Source organism: Actinokineospora fastidiosa (assembly GCF_014648415.1).
Lineage (GTDB): Bacteria > Actinomycetota > Actinomycetes > Mycobacteriales > Pseudonocardiaceae > Actinokineospora > Actinokineospora fastidiosa.
On record NZ_BMRB01000009.1, the window covers coordinates 92,453 to 106,468 of the forward strand.

The window sequence follows — 14,016 nt, forward strand, 5'->3', positions numbered from 1 at the left end:
CGCGCGTCACCTCGACGTCCTGAGTGGACGAAACGGTGGCGGTGCGCATCCGACGACTTGGAGGAGGTCCCGCGATGGGACACGACGTAGGCCGCCGCGCGATCGTGCTGGGCGGGAGCATGGCCGGGCTGCTCGCGGCCCGGGTCCTCGCCGAGTCCTTCGCCGAGGTGCTGGTCGTCGACCGCGACGAGCTGACCGACGTCACCACGGCCCGCCGCGGCGTCCCGCAGGGCAGGCACGTGCACGGCCTGCTCGCGCGCGGACAGCAGATCCTGGAGGAGCTGTTCCCCAGCTTCACCGCGGGCGTGATGGCCGCGGGCGTGCCGACCGGCGACCTCGGCGAGCTGCGCTGGTTCTTCAACGGCCTGCCGCTCAAGCCCAGCACCACCGGCCTGGTCTGCCTGTCGGCGACCCGCCCGGTGCTGGAGTCGCACGTGCGGGCCAGGGTCGCCGCCCTGCCCAACGTGACGCTCGTGGAGAAGACCGACATCGTCGGCCTGACCACCACCACCGACAACGCCCGGGTGACCGGCGCGCGCGTCCAGCCGCACGACGGCGGGCCGGAGGAGGTCCTGGAGGCCGACCTCGTGGTCGACGCGACCGGGCGCGGCTCGCGGACGCCCGCCTGGCTCGAGGAGCTGGGCTACGGGCGCCCGGACGAGGACCGGGTCAAGGTCAACATCTGCTACACCACGCGCACCTACCGGCTCAGCGACGAGTCCGTCCTGCGCGGCGACCTGTCGATCAACCCGGTCGCCTCGCCCGCGACCCGCCGGGGCGGGTTCTTCTCCCGCATCGAGGACGGCAAGTGCGTGCTCTCGCTCTACGGCGTGCTGGGCGACAGCGCGCCGACGGACAACGAGGGCTTCGTCGAGTTCGCCCGGTCCCTGCCCGTGCCGGACATCTACGACGTCATCAAGGACGCCGAGCCGCTGACCGACGCGGTGATCCACCGCTACCCGGCCAGCGTGCGGCGCCGCTACGAGCGCATGATCCGCTTCCCCGACGGCATGATCGTCATCGGCGACGCGGCGTGCAGCTTCAACCCCGTCTACGGCCAGGGCATGACGATCGCCGCGCTGGAGGCGCTGACCCTGCGCGACCACCTGCGCCGCGGCGTGCCGTCGGCGGCTGGCTTCCACCGCGACATCGCCAAGGTGATCGACGGGGCGTGGGACATGTCGGTCAGCGGCGACCTCGGCTACCCCGAGGTGGAGGGCGAGCGGACGCTGAAGGTCCGCATGGGCAACGCGTTCATGGCCAAGGTCCAGGCCGCCATGACCCGCGACAGCGCGGTGACCGGCGCGTTCATGCGGGTGGCAGGCATGGTCGAGTCCCCTGCCTCGCTGATGCGCCCCGGCATGCTGCTGCGCATCCTCCGCAACGGCAAGCCCGCCGCGGCCCCGGCCGACCAGCGCCCCACCGACGGCCCCGGCGACGTCCAGCTTCCGCGCGCGGCCTGACGGACAGCGGAGGACACCGATGAGCTTCGCCGCCTCCCCGCCCGGGGACCCGGCCTACGACGCCGCCGCCGCGGTGTTCAACCTGGCCGCGCCCGCCCGTCCCGCGGCCGCGGTGACGGCGCGGACGGTCGAGGAGGTCCGCGCGGCGGTCCGGCACGCCCGGGCCGCCGGGCTGCCGGTGCGGGTGCACACCACCGGCCACGCCGCGGGCGGCGCCGCGCCGATGGACGGCGCCCTGCTGATCCGCACGGCGCTCGACGGGCCGGTGGAGGTCGACGTCGCGGGCCGGGTGGCGCGGATCCCCGCAGGCGCCCGGTGGGGTGCGGTGGTCGAGGCGACGACCCCGCACGGGCTGGTGCCGCCGCACGGCTCCGCCGCGACCGTCGGCGTCGTCGGCTACCTGCTGCGCGGCGGCATCAGCTTCTACGGCCGCGCGGTGGGCGTGGCCGCCAACAGCGTGCGCGCGATCGAGCTGGTCACTGCGGACGGCGAGCTGCGCAGGGTGGACGCCGAGCACGACCCGGAGCTGTTCCGGGCGCTGCGCGGCGGCGGGGGCGGCTTCGGTGTGGTGACCGCCGTCGAGGTGGCGCTGTTCCCGGCCACGACCGTCGTCGCCGGGTCGACCTTCTGGCCAGCCGAGCACGCGGGCGCGCTGCTGCGGGCCTGGCAGAAGTGGACGCTCGACGCGCCGAGGGAGGCGGCGACGTCGTTCCGCGTGCTCAACCTCCCTCCGGTGCCCGAGGTCCCGGCCGAGCTGCGGAACGGGCCGATGATCGGCGTCGACGGCGTCGTCCTCGCCACCGACGGCGCCGAGCGGGCGCTGCGCCAGACCGACGACCTGCTCGACCCGCTGCGCGCGATCGCCCGGCCCGCGCTGGACGCCTGGCAGGTCGCCGCCCCCGGCGCGGTGCTGGACATCCACATGGATCCCGCCGACCCGCTGCCCTTCGTCGGCGACCACATGCTGCTGCGCAGGCTGGACGACAGCGGCATCGATGAGTTCGTCCGCGTGCTCGGCGCGGGCTCGGGGTCCCCGCTGGTGATGGCGGGCCTGCGCCAGCTCGGCGGCGCGCTGGCCGACCCCGGCCCGGGCGGCGGCGTGCTCGACCGCATCGACGCCCACTACGCCTACTCCGGCTCCGCCGCGCCGTTCCCGCCGCTGACCGAGGAGGAGATCACCCGGCACTGCGCGGTGGTGCGGGCGGCGCTCGCGCCGTGGGACACCGGCCGCACGGCGCCGACGTTCGTGGACAACCGCGCGCAGCCGCAGGGCCACCTGTCGGCCGAGGACGTGGCGGCGGTGGACCGGGTTCGCGCCAGGGTCGACCCCACCGGCCTGTTCGGCTCCGACATCACCCCCGGCGCGACCGCGCGGTGACGGCCGGGCCCTCGGGCACGGGGCACTGAGGAAGATGCCGGGGCCGGTGACGCGGTGTGAGGATCGCGGATGTCGCCCGGGCGCCGAGAGGAGGACCATGAACGGCCGCAGTCTGCTCGACGTCCTGGCGTCCGCTCGACGGACCCGTCAGCCCGCGGTGCTGGCCGACGTGAAGTTCCGCTCACCCCGCGACGGCGCCCTCATCGACCTCGACCGGCTCGACGCGTTCCTCGACGCCCTGGTGGAGGGCGGCGTCGAGGCGCTGACCATGCCGACGGACCCGGTGTACTTCGCAGGCGGGGTCGACCTCGCCGCGAAGCTGCGCGTGCGGACCGAGCTGCCGTTGATGCGCAAGGAGTTCTTCTGCACCACCAGCCAGCTCGACGAGTCCGTCGACGTCGGGTTCGACGCGGTGCAGCTGTCGATCAACACCACCCCGCCCGACCAGCTGGAGCGGCTGCGCGAGCACGCCGAGCGGCTGGGCCTCGAGGTCCTGCTCGGCGTGCACACCAGGGGCCAGCTGCGCACGGCGCTGGCGCTCGACCCCGTGGCCGTGGCGGTGAACAACCGCAACATCGTGGCGCTGGAACTGGACCCGGGCACGGTCCGCGTCACCGAGATGCTGGCCCCGGAGGTGCCCTCGGACGTGCTCATCCTCTCCGAGAGCGCCTTCTTCACCGCCGACGACGTCGCCCGCGCGGCGGCCGCGGGCGCCGAGGGCGTGCTCATCGGGACCGCGCTGGCCAAGAGCGACGACCCCGCCCGGTTCGTGCGCACGCTGCGGGAGGGGGCGTGGCTGTGTCCCCGGTAGACCGCATCGGCGCGGGCCTGCGCGCCGCCGACCTGCGCGGCGACCGGCTGCTGGCCGTCTACCTGACGCTCGGCGACCCGCTGGCCGACCCCGTCGACCTCGCCGTCACCGTGGCCGAGGCGGGCGCGGACGTCATCGAGATCGGCATCCCGACGCCGACCACCCGGCCCAGGGGCGCCGACATCGCCGCGTCGTTCGACCGCGCCCGGTCGTGCCCGCCCGAGCGGGCCTGGGACCAGGCGCGGGCGCTGCGCACGCGGCTGCCGGACGTGCCGGTCCTGGCGCTGGTGTACCCGAGCACGGTGGCCGACCTCGGCGCGGACGCGCTGCTCGCGACCGCGCAGGAGTCCGGTGTGGACGGCCTGGTCCTCACCGACCCGCATGGCGGGTTATCCGCCGAGCGGGTGGCCGCGACCGGACTGAGCGCGATCCCGCTGCTGCTGCCCGGCGCCGACCCGGTCCGGCGGCGCGGGCTGGAGTCCGCCGCGCGGCACCTGACCTACCAGGCGCTCGCCGAGCGCACCGGGGAGCGGCTCGACCCGGACCGGGTCGGCGACTTCGCCGCGGCCGCCGCGGCGACGGCGACGACGCCGTTCCTCGCCGGGTTCGGCATCCGCGACGAGCACGACATCCGCGCGGTCGCGCCGCACGCCGCGGGCGTGGTGATCGGCAGCGCGCTGTGCCGCGGGGTCGCCGCGGCCGAACCCCCGGCCCGCGCCGCGTGGGCGGCCGCGGCCGTGCGCGGCTGGAAGGCCGCGACCGTCCTGTCTGGAACCGAACTGGCGAGGGGTGGGCATGCGCGTTGACATCATCGGTGGGGGCCCCGCGGGGCTGTTCCTGTCGACCCTGCTGCGCCGCGACGGCGTCGAGGACGTCCGGGTCTACGAGCGCAACGAGCCCAGCGCCAGCGCGGGCTGGGCGGTCGTGTTCCCGGAGGGCTCGCTGGACCAGCTGGCGGGGGTGGACGCGGAGTCCTTCGCCGCCATCGAGCGCGCGGGCATGAGCTGGACGAAGGTCGAGATCCGCTGCCGGGACTCGCGGTACCTGGTCGAGGGCAACCGCTTCCACGGCATCGGCCGCGACGCGCTGCTGACCATCCTGCGCGAGCGCGCCACCGTGCTCGGCGTCGGCCTCCACTACGGGCACCAGGTCACCGACCTCGCCGACCACGCCGACGCCGACCTCGTCGTGGGCGCCGACGGGCTGAACTCGGTCGTCCGGTCGCAGCAGGAGGCCGCGTTCGGCCCGAGGATCGAGCACGGGTCGTTCTACTACGGCTGGTTCGGCGTCGAGGCCGCCGCGCCCACGTTCGCCTACATCTTCGTCGACACCGAGTGGGGCCTGTTCCAGGGCTACGTCTACCCGTCCGGGCAGTCGTGGAGCTCGCTGATCATCTACGCCTCCGAGGAGACGTGGCAGCGCTCCGGCATGGCGGGGATGGACATCGACGAGTCGCTGCGGTTCTGCGAGCGGGTCTTCGCCGACCACCTCGACGGCAGGCCGATCCTGCGCCGCGGTCCGGCCTGGACGAAGTTCCGGCACCTGCGCTGCGACACCTGGCACACCGACGACACCGTGCTGATCGGCGACGCCGCGCACACCGCGCACTGGTCCATCGGCTCGGGCACCCGCCTGGCCATCGAGGACGCGATCGCCCTGGCCGCCCAGCTGCGCGCCGAGCCGAACATCCCGGACGCGCTGGCGATGTACGAGAAGGTGCGCCGCGGGCGGGTCGAGCAGTTCCAGGACGCCGCGCTGCTGTCCGAGCGGTACTTCGACACCGTCGGCCGCTACCTCGACTACGACCCCATCCAGTTCGCCTACCAGCTGACCGCCCGGTCGTGGCGGATCTCCTACGGCGACATCGCCCGCCGCGACCCGGACTTCATCCGCCGGTTCAACGCCTGGTTCCACAGCCGCGCGACCGGCACGCCCACGGCGATCGCGCCGCCGCCGGTCTTCGCCCCCGCCGTCGTCGGCGGGCTGCGGCTGGCCAACCGGGTCGCCGCGACCGTCCCGACCGAGGGAGCCGGGCTGCTGATCGGCACGCCGCCCGTGCCCGGCACGCCCGCCGCCGCGGTGCTGGCCGCCGACCGGCTCGACGCCGAGCTGGCCGCCGCCCGGGACGCGGGCTACCAGCTGGCCCTGCTCGACCTGTCCGCGCACGCCGTCGCCGACCTGCTCGCCGCACCGCCCGAGCTGCCCGCGCTGCGCGCGCAGTGGCCCGAGGACCAGCCGGTCGGCGCGGTGATCGCCCTGTCATCGGGCTGCGACACGGTGGCCGGGACCGAGGAGGCCGTCGCGCTCGCCCGCGCCGTCGAGGCCGCCGGGGCCGCCGTCGTGCTGCTGCGGCCGTCGGCGGACGAACCGCCGCGCGCGGGCCAGGTGCTGCAGGTCGCCGACGCCGTCCGCAACGAGACCGGCCTCGCCGTCGTGGTCGAAGACGGCATGCGCACCCTCGACGCGGCCGACACCGCGATCGCCGCGGGCCGGGCGGACCTGTGCGTGCTGCGTTTCGACGAATCCGAAGCCGGGGAGGCGTGATGACAGCGGACCAGCCGTTCTGGAACCCGCGCACGGAGACGATGCCGCGCGAGCAGCTCAGGGCGTGGCAGTGGACCAAGCTGCGCAGGGCGATGGCCCAGGCGCGCGGCTCCAAGTTCTGGGCCGACCGCATCCCCGAGGACATCACCTCCTTCGAGGACTACGTGCGCCGCGTGCCGCTGGTGACCAAGAAGGACCTGGTGGCCGCCGAGGAGATCGCCCCGCCGTTCGGCCTGCTGCCCTCGATCGACCCCTCGGCCGCCGTGCGGTTCCACCAGACCAGCGGCACCAGCGGCAACACCCCGCTGCGCACGTTCGACACCGCGCGCGACTGGGCGTGGGCGGTCGACCAGTGGTGCACGATCCTGCACGGCGTCGGCGTGCGGCCCGGTCAGCGCGCCATCCTCGCCTTCGGGTACGGCATGTTCATCGGGTTCTGGGGCATGCAGGACGCGCTGATGCGGATGGGCTGCGCGGTGCTGCCCAGCGGCTCGATGGACTCCGCGACCCGCGTGCGGCTGCTCGTCGACTACCAGATCGAGGTCATCGGCTGCACCCCGACCTACGCGCTGCGGCTGCTGGAGACCGCCGCGGACATGGGGATCGACCTGGCGGCCGACGGCAACCTCAAGACCGTGATCACCGGGGCTGAGCCGCGCCCGCCCGCCACCGTGCGGGCCATCGAGCGCGGCTTCGGCGCCAAGGTCTTCGACGTGGCCGGGATGACCGAGCTGGCCACCGTGTTCACCTTCGAGTGCCCCGGCGGGCCCGGCATCAGCCACATCATCGAGCCCGCCGCCATCGAGGAGGTGCTGCACCCGGAGACGCGCGAGCCGGTCGGTTACGGCGAGCGCGGCGTGCGGGTGATGACCGGCCTGGGCCGCGAGGGCTGGCAGATCTTCCGGTACTGGACCGAGGACATCGTGATCAAGCGGCCGTGGCACGAGTGCCCGTGCGGCCGCACGTGGGACTGGTACGAGGGCGGCATCATCGGCCGCGCCGACGACATGCGCAAGATCCGCGGCATCTCGGTGACGCCGGTGATGGTGGAGGACGTGGTCCGCGGCTTCACCGAGGTGCGCGAGTTCCAGACGGTGCTGCGCGCCGACCGGGGGCTGGACGTGATGGTGCTGCGGGTCGAGCCGACCGACCCGGCCTCGGCGCGGCCCGAGCTCGGCGAGCGGATCGCCGCCGAGATCAAGCGGACCATCGGCCTGCTGCCGATGGTCGAGCTGGTGGAGCCCGGGGTGCTGCCCCGATTCGAGGCGAAGGCGGTGCGATTCCATGACGAGCGGTGAGCTGACCCCGCGCGAGGAGCGGCAGCTGCGCGAGTGCTACGCGGCGCTGCACGAGCTCGCGGCGACGTGCTCGGTGCCCTCGGTGCGCACGGCGGCGCGGGCCGCCGTGGCCGAGGTGCACGTGGCGCTGGACGGGCAGGCGCTGGATTTCGAGATGTACACCCACCGCTGGCTCGCGGAGGGGTAACGAGAAGGGAAGTGCATGAGCATGTCGGGCACCACCGCCGCGGCGGCCCACTTAGTCGGGCAGGACCTCGACCACAACCTGGCGGTGCGGTTCCTCGACCACAACCCCGGTGAGCGCACGGCGCTGATCACCCCCGACGGCGCGACCTCGTACGCCGAGCTGCGGGCGCTGGTCAACCGTGCTGGCAACGCGCTGCGCGGCCTCGGCGTGCGCAAGGGCGACCGGGTGCTGATCGCCATGCGCGACGGGGTGGAGTACCTCGCCGCGTGGTACGGCGCGCAGCGGATCGGCGCGATCACGGTCGACGTCTACAACTTCCTCTCCCCGGAGGAGCACCGGTACAACGTCGACTACCTCGAGCCGTCCATTGTGGTCACCGATGGCGACGTGGTCGAGGCGATGCGGTACGCCGGGGCGCGGGGGTCGATCGTCCTCGGCCCGCACCCGCACGGGCTGCGCGAGGACGAGCACGACTTCGCCGAGCTGGTCGGGGCGCAGTCGGCCGAGCTGGAGCCGACGCCGGTCGCCGCGACCGACATCGCGATGTGGAAGCTCACCACCGGCAGCACCGGCAAGCCCAAGGCGTGCAGGCACTACGCGCGCAGCCCGTGGCTGAGCCACGAGTGGTTCGGCCGCGGCGTGCTCGACCTCGGGCCCGACGACGTCGTGCTCGCCGTGCCGAAGCTGTTCTCCGGCTGGGCCCGCGACCTGGTCGGCCTGTACGCGATGGGCGCGGGCGCGACCGGGGTGCTGTTCCCCGAGCGCACCACGGCCGAGCGGATCTTCGAGCTGGTCGCCCGGCACCGGCCGACCGTCATCGTCAACGTGCCGACGATGATCAAGGCGATGCTGGCCCACCCGGGCGCGGAGGCGGCCGACCTGAGCTCGGTGCGCATGTGCCTGTCGGCGGGCGAGCAGCTGCCCGCGGAGCTGCACCGGCGGTGGCTGGACACCTTCGGCGTCGACCTGCTCGACTGCGTCGGGTCGACCGAGTCGTTCAACGCCGTCATCTGCAACCGGCCCGGCCGGGCCCGCGTCGGCAGCCTCGGCCAGGTGATCCCGCACTACGAGGCGACGATCGTCGACGACAGCGGCGCCCCGCTGCCCGACGGCGAGGTCGGCGTCCTGCAGGTGCGGGGCGAGCCGGTCGGCGTCGACTACTGGAAGGCGCCGGAGAAGACCGCGCAGAGCTTCCCCGCGCCGAACACGCTGCGCACCGGCGATCTGTTCAGCCGGGACGCGGACGGCTTCTTCTACTACCGCGGCCGCGCGGACGACCTGTTGAAGGTCAGCGGCCTGTACGTGGCGCCGACGGAGATCGAGAACTGCATCGCCACCCACCCCGCGGTGGTGGCGTGCGCGGTCGTCGGCTACACGACGGCCGACGGGCTGACGGCGACGCGCGCGTTCGTCGTGCCGCGCACGCCCGTGGGCGCCGAGGAGATCCAGGAGCACGTGAAGGCGCACCTGGCCTCCCGCAAGTGTCCGAAGGAGATCCGGTTCGTGGCCGCGCTGCCGGAGACGCCGACGGGCAAGATCGACCGCAACACGCTGCGCGCCGTCGCCTGAGCGCAGGCAACGGGGGAGATGCGGCACACATCCCGCTGGGCCAAGGTGGTCTTGGACCAGAACCCTTCTACCGGGTGGTGAGCATGGCAATCGACTTCCTGTCGTACAACAAGCCGATCATCGAAGAGTTCCGTGCCAACAAGGGCGTGGTGGGCGGCGACTACGAGGGCTTCCCCCTCACGCTGATCACCACCAAGGGGGCCAAGACCGGCAAGGACCGGGTGAGCCCGGTGTCCTACATCATGGACGGCGACCGCGTGATCATCACGGCGACCAACGCCGGTCTGGACTACCACCCCCAGTGGTACCGCAACCTGCAGGCCGACCCGACCCTGACCGTCGAGGTGGGGGACGAGAAGTACGAGGCGGTCGCGGTGGAGATCGCCGAGGGCCCGGAGCGCGAGCGGCTGTGGGCCGAGCTGGTGGCCTCCAACCACCGCCTGGGCCGGTACCAGTCCAAGACGAGCAGGCAGATCCCGGTGCTCGCCCTGGAGCGCAAGGCCGCCTGATCGTCGGAGTCCGGCACAGTGGCCTCGATCCTGCGCAGGTGGGAATCGAGGCCGCTCCCGTGCGCGCCACCCGAGGGGAGTGACGATGACCGACCGGCAGCCCGTCCACGCCCGACCGCGCCGTCCCGGTCTGGTCATCGGCCTGTGCCTGCTCACGATCGTGTTCGACGGCTACGACCTCATCGTGTTCGGGTCGGTGGTGCCGCAGCTGCTCGCCTACCCGGACTGGGGGCTCACGCCTGCCGAGGTCGGGCTGATGGGCAGCTACGCCCTGCTGGGCATGCTGGTCGGCGGGATCGCGGTCGGCGCGATCACCGACCTGTTCGGGCGCAGGCGCACCGTCATCGGCTGCCTGACGCTGTTCTCCGCCGCGATGCTGGGCTGCGCCGTCGCCCCGGGCCCCGAGGTGTTCGGCGTGCTCCGGTTCGTGGCGGGGATCGGCCTCGGCGGGATCGCCCCCACGGTGATCGCGCTGACCGTGGAGTCCGCGCCGCCGCACCGGCGCAACCTGAACAACGCGCTGGTGTGCGCCGGTTTCCCGCTCGGCGGGATGCTGGCGGCGCTGCTCGCGCTGTTCTTCCTGGAACCGCTCGGCTTCCGGTTCATGTTCGCCGTCGGCGCGCTGCCGCTGGTCACGATCGTGCCGCTGGCGCTGTGGCTGCTGCCGGAGTCGCCCGCGTTCCAGCGCTCCGGCGGCGCGGGGGCGGCCCGGCGCAGGCTGGTGTCGCTGGGCCGGGCGCTGCGCAGCCGGATCGCGGTGGCCCTGGTGCTGTTCGCCGTGGCCAACTTCGCTGGCCTGCTCGTGTCCTACGGCCTGAACACCTGGCTGCCGCAGCTGATGCGGGCCGCCGGGTACTCGGTCGGGCCAGCGCTGGTCTTCCTGCTGGTGCTCAACGCGGGCGCGGCGCTCGGCGGGGTGCTCGGCGCGACGCTGTCGGACCGGCTGGGGCCCAAGTACGTGGTGCCCTCGGCGTTCCTGGTCGCCACCGCGTCGATCTTCCTGCTCAGCGTCGAGCTGCCCGCCGTGGTCCTGTACTGCCTCATCTTCGTCGCGGGCGCGAGCAGCGTCGGCACCCAGATCGTCCTGTTCGGACAGATCGCGAACCACTTCGCGCCCGGCATCAGGGCGACGTCGGTGGGCTTCACCTCCGCGTTCGGCCGCCTCGGGGCGATGATGGGCCCGCTGATCGGCGGGTACCTCGCCCAGCTCGGCGCCGGGTTCGCGGTGAACTTCCAGATCTTCGCGGCCGCGGCGCTGCTCGGCGCGATCGCGACCGTGCTGGTGCCCGCCCGCACCCGCCACCGCGCCGACGCGCCCGCGCCGGAGGTGGCATCGATCGTCCCCGCCGACCGCGGCTCCGCCGGGGACGCGGCGGCATGACCCGGCTCTGTGGAAGAGAGTGGAGCGTTCCCTCATGAACTCGTTCAGCGCCGTTGTGACCTGGTCGGAGACCGACGCGTCCGGGAGCTTCCACTTCACCGCGCCGCTGCGGTGGGCCGAGGACGCCGAGCACGCCCTGGTGCGCGCCGCGGGCTTCGACCCGGGGGCGTTCCCGCGCCGCGCCGTCAGCTCGTCCTACCGCAAGCCGCTGCGCGCGGGGGACGTCTACACCGTCGACATCGGCGTCGACCGGATCGGCTCCACGTCGATCACCTACTCGTGGCGGGTCGTCTCCGGCGGCGCCGTGCACGCCGAGGGCTCCCACACCGTCGTGCACCTCGACGGCTCGGGCGTGCCCACCCCGGTGCCCGACGCCCTGCGCGCCGCGCTCGCGTCGCACCTGCGGGAGCCGTCGGCGTAATCCGCCGGAACCGTTGTCCCGCACCGAAAGCGCCCCCACCTGCGCACGATCGAAGGTGAGGGGTGCTCGCTCTGTGCTGAATAGTCATCCCTTGGTCTCGAAATGAGGAGGTCCGGCATGTTCGGCGATCTGGACGGCAATGCCAAGAAGTTGTGGTCGATGGCCGGCTTGGGCACGCCGATGGCGATCCGGGTGGCGGCGACGCTGCGCGTGGCGGATCACATCGTCGCTGGCAAGCAGACGGCGGCTGAGCTGGCGGAGGCCTGCGGCGCCCACGCCGACACCCTCGAGCGCCTGCTGCGCTACCTCTCCGTGCGCGGCGTGTTCGCCCGCGACGACGAGGGCCGCTACTCGCTGACCCCGCTCGGCCAGCCGCTGCGCGAGGACCACCCGGCCAAGGCGCGCGCCTGGTTCGACATCGACGGCATGGGCTGGGGCGAGCTGTCCTTCGTCGAGCTGCTGCACAGCGTGCGCACCGGCGAGGCCGCCTTCCCCAAGCGCTACGGCCGCGAGTACTGGGACGACATGCGCGCCTCCAAGGTGCGCACCGAGTCCTTCCACGCCCTGCACGGCGCCGACGTCGCCGCCCGCGCCCCGGGCATCGTCGCGGGCTTCGACTGGGCCTCGCTGGGCAAGGTCACCGACGTCGGCGGCGGCGACGGCTCGCTGCTGACCGCGATCCTCAAGGCGAACCCCGGCCTGCGCGGCGCGGTGTTCGACATGCCCGACGCCACCCCCGCCGCCAAGCAGACCTTCGTCGAGGCCGGGATCGACGACCGCGCCGAGGCCATCAGCGGCAGCTTCTTCGAGACCATCCCCTCGGGCTCGGACGCCTACATGCTGTCCATCGTCCTGCACGACTGGCCGGACGAGGACGCGGTCAAGATCCTGCGCAACTGCGCCGCAGCTGCCGGTCCCGACGGCCGCGTGCTGATCATCGAGACGATCGGCGACGGCGAGGAGACCCACACCGGGATGGACCTGCGCATGCTGGCCCTGTACGCGGCCCGCGAGCGCGGCGTCGCCGACTTCAGCGAGCTGGCCCGGCAGGCGGGGCTGCGCACCGTCGACGTGCACCGCGCGGGCCCGTCGGCGATCATCGAGCTGCGGGCGGCCTGACCATGGAGCCGCTCGCCGCGTTCCGGGCGCTGGGCACCGAGGAGGGCAGGCAGGACCCCTACCCCCTCTACGAGGCGATCCGGGCGCACGGTGACCTGGTGCCCGTCAAGCCGGGCACCTTCGTGGCGGTCGGCTACCGGGAGTGCGCGCGGATCCTGCGCGACCCCCGGCTCCAGGTGCAGGACGGCACCGCGTTCGACCGGATCTACCCGGACTGGCGCGCGCACTCCTCGGTGCGCGCGTTCACCGACTCCATGCTCTACAGCAACCCGCCCGTGCACGGCCGTCAGCGCGGCACTGTCAACACCGAGTTCACGCCGCAGCAGGTGGCCCGGCTGCGCCCGGTGATCGTGGAGACGGTCGCCGGGCTGCTGGACCGGGTCGACGACCTGGGCGCGGGCGGGTCCGCCGTGGACCTCATGGACGAGTTCGCCACCCGGCTGCCCATCGCGGTGGTCAGCGCCATGCTCGGCTTCGACGAGGATCGGGTGACCTGGTTCCGCGACCTCGCCACGGCGATCGCGGTGGCCACCGACGGCTTCGGCGACGCCGACGCGCTGGCCACCGCGGACGCCGCCATGGACGAGCTGGCCGAGCACTTCGAGGGGCTCATCGCGCGCAAGCGCGGCTGCCCCGCGGGGGACATCGTCAGCTCGCTGGTCGGCCTGCACGACGCCGACTCGGCCCGGCTCAGCCACCAGGAGCTCATCGGCAACATGATGCTGCTGCTGACCGCCGGGTTCGAGACGACGGCGTTCCTCACCGGCGACGGCGCGCTCATGGCCATCGCCAACCCCGGGTACGCCGCCCGGCTGCGCACCGACGACGCCTTCACCGAGCGGTACGTGGAGGAGGTCCTCCGGGTCGAGCCGCCGGTGCACGTCACCAGCAGGTGGGCAACGGAGGACCTGGTCATGTTCGGCACCCGCATCCCGGCGGGCGCGCGGGTCGTCGTCGTGCTGGCCGCCGGCAACCGCGACCCCCGGCGCTACCCGGACCCGGGCCGCTTCGACCCGTCGCGGGTGCGCAGCCAGCCGCTGAGCTTCGGCGGCGGCATCCACTTCTGCCTCGGCGCAGCGCTGGCCAGGCTGGAGGCGCGCATCGCGCTGCCCATGCTGTTCCGCCGCTTCCCGGGGATCGCGCTCGCGGGCACGGCCACCTATCGTGACCGGTGGGTCATCCGCGGCCTGCGGACCCTGCCGGTGACGACCGGCGCGGAAGCGGCGGCCATCGCGTCCTGACCATGACAGCGCGCGACCGGGACACCGTGCTCCGTCACCGGAGCAACGGGGAAGATGCGGCCGCCGCGGCCTGCCGACCAAGATGGATCGCCGAG

Annotated in this window: 13 protein-coding genes; all 13 read left to right on the forward strand. The window is 73.5% G+C overall.

From position 1 onward, the window contains the following. Positions 1-74: 74 nt before the first annotated feature. The 13 genes from IEY98_RS30005 to IEY98_RS30065 all read left to right on the forward strand — a co-directional run bounded on the left by IEY98_RS30005 (position 75) and on the right by IEY98_RS30065 (position 13,921). Entirely contained in the window at positions 75-1,463 is a 1,389-nt protein-coding gene (locus IEY98_RS30005) for an FAD-dependent oxidoreductase (protein ID WP_189214052.1), read from the forward strand. 19 nt (positions 1,464-1,482) lie between these two features. Continuing rightward, complete coding sequence (locus tag IEY98_RS30010) at positions 1,483-2,841, forward strand: FAD-binding oxidoreductase (protein WP_189214053.1); 1,359 nt, start codon at positions 1,483-1,485, stop codon at positions 2,839-2,841. Between the two features lie 97 nt (positions 2,842-2,938). Beyond that, a complete protein-coding gene (locus IEY98_RS30015) occupies positions 2,939-3,652 on the forward strand; it encodes an alpha-hydroxy-acid oxidizing protein (RefSeq protein WP_189214054.1) in 714 nt (237 codons plus the stop codon). Beyond that, positions 3,634-4,458 carry a tryptophan synthase subunit alpha gene (locus IEY98_RS30020; RefSeq protein WP_189214055.1) on the forward strand — a complete coding sequence of 275 codons (825 nt, stop codon included), beginning with the start codon at positions 3,634-3,636 and terminating at the stop codon, positions 4,456-4,458. Before IEY98_RS30015 ends, IEY98_RS30020 begins: the two co-directional genes overlap by 19 nt. Further along, positions 4,448-6,196, forward strand: coding sequence for an FAD-dependent monooxygenase (locus IEY98_RS30025; RefSeq protein WP_189214056.1), 1,749 nt, complete (start codon positions 4,448-4,450; stop codon positions 6,194-6,196). Before IEY98_RS30020 ends, IEY98_RS30025 begins: the two co-directional genes overlap by 11 nt. After that, entirely contained in the window at positions 6,196-7,494 is a 1,299-nt protein-coding gene (locus IEY98_RS30030) for a phenylacetate--CoA ligase family protein (RefSeq protein WP_189214057.1), read from the forward strand. Before IEY98_RS30025 ends, IEY98_RS30030 begins: the two co-directional genes overlap by 1 nt. Continuing rightward, positions 7,481-7,681, forward strand: a complete 201-nt coding sequence (locus IEY98_RS30035; RefSeq protein ID WP_189214058.1) for a DUF6052 family protein — start codon at positions 7,481-7,483, stop codon at positions 7,679-7,681. Before IEY98_RS30030 ends, IEY98_RS30035 begins: the two co-directional genes overlap by 14 nt. A 15-nt stretch (positions 7,682-7,696) precedes the next feature. Continuing rightward, complete coding sequence (locus tag IEY98_RS30040) at positions 7,697-9,250, forward strand: benzoate-CoA ligase family protein (protein WP_229787735.1); 1,554 nt, start codon at positions 7,697-7,699, stop codon at positions 9,248-9,250. Between the two features lie 83 nt (positions 9,251-9,333). Next, positions 9,334-9,759, forward strand: a complete 426-nt coding sequence (locus IEY98_RS30045) for a nitroreductase family deazaflavin-dependent oxidoreductase (protein ID WP_189214059.1) — start codon at positions 9,334-9,336, stop codon at positions 9,757-9,759. 85 nt (positions 9,760-9,844) lie between these two features. Then, positions 9,845-11,140 carry an MFS transporter gene (locus IEY98_RS30050; protein ID WP_189214060.1) on the forward strand — a complete coding sequence of 432 codons (1,296 nt, stop codon included), beginning with the start codon at positions 9,845-9,847 and terminating at the stop codon, positions 11,138-11,140. Positions 11,141-11,174: 34 nt separating this feature from the next. Beyond that, positions 11,175-11,561, forward strand: coding sequence for an acyl-CoA thioesterase (locus IEY98_RS30055; protein ID WP_189214061.1), 387 nt, complete (start codon positions 11,175-11,177; stop codon positions 11,559-11,561). 117 nt (positions 11,562-11,678) lie between these two features. Next, positions 11,679-12,680: a methyltransferase gene (locus tag IEY98_RS30060; protein WP_189214062.1), complete on the forward strand. Its 1,002-nt coding sequence runs from the start codon at positions 11,679-11,681 to the stop codon at positions 12,678-12,680. A 2-nt stretch (positions 12,681-12,682) separates the two neighbouring features. Beyond that, positions 12,683-13,921 carry a cytochrome P450 gene (locus IEY98_RS30065; protein ID WP_189214063.1) on the forward strand — a complete coding sequence of 413 codons (1,239 nt, stop codon included), beginning with the start codon at positions 12,683-12,685 and terminating at the stop codon, positions 13,919-13,921. Positions 13,922-14,016 lie beyond the last annotated feature (95 nt).

Excerpts from the sequence above, each read along its gene's own strand:
- IEY98_RS30005 (WP_189214052.1), top strand. The coding sequence starts at position 75 with ATGGGACACGACGTAGGCCGCCGCGCGATCGTGCTGGGCGGGAGCATG.
- IEY98_RS30010 (WP_189214053.1), top strand. The coding sequence starts at position 1,483 with ATGAGCTTCGCCGCCTCCCCGCCCGGGGACCCGGCCTACGACGCCGCC.
- IEY98_RS30015 (WP_189214054.1), top strand. The coding sequence starts at position 2,939 with ATGAACGGCCGCAGTCTGCTCGACGTCCTGGCGTCCGCTCGACGGACC.
- IEY98_RS30025 (WP_189214056.1), top strand. The coding sequence starts at position 4,448 with ATGCGCGTTGACATCATCGGTGGGGGCCCCGCGGGGCTGTTCCTGTCG.
- IEY98_RS30030 (WP_189214057.1), top strand. The coding sequence starts at position 6,196 with ATGACAGCGGACCAGCCGTTCTGGAACCCGCGCACGGAGACGATGCCG.
- IEY98_RS30035 (WP_189214058.1), top strand. The coding sequence starts at position 7,481 with ATGACGAGCGGTGAGCTGACCCCGCGCGAGGAGCGGCAGCTGCGCGAG.
- IEY98_RS30040 (WP_229787735.1), top strand. The coding sequence starts at position 7,697 with ATGAGCATGTCGGGCACCACCGCCGCGGCGGCCCACTTAGTCGGGCAG.
- IEY98_RS30045 (WP_189214059.1), top strand. The coding sequence starts at position 9,334 with ATGGCAATCGACTTCCTGTCGTACAACAAGCCGATCATCGAAGAGTTC.
- IEY98_RS30050 (WP_189214060.1), top strand. The coding sequence starts at position 9,845 with ATGACCGACCGGCAGCCCGTCCACGCCCGACCGCGCCGTCCCGGTCTG.
- IEY98_RS30055 (WP_189214061.1), top strand. The coding sequence starts at position 11,175 with ATGAACTCGTTCAGCGCCGTTGTGACCTGGTCGGAGACCGACGCGTCC.
- IEY98_RS30060 (WP_189214062.1), top strand. The coding sequence starts at position 11,679 with ATGTTCGGCGATCTGGACGGCAATGCCAAGAAGTTGTGGTCGATGGCC.
- IEY98_RS30065 (WP_189214063.1), top strand. The coding sequence starts at position 12,683 with ATGGAGCCGCTCGCCGCGTTCCGGGCGCTGGGCACCGAGGAGGGCAGG.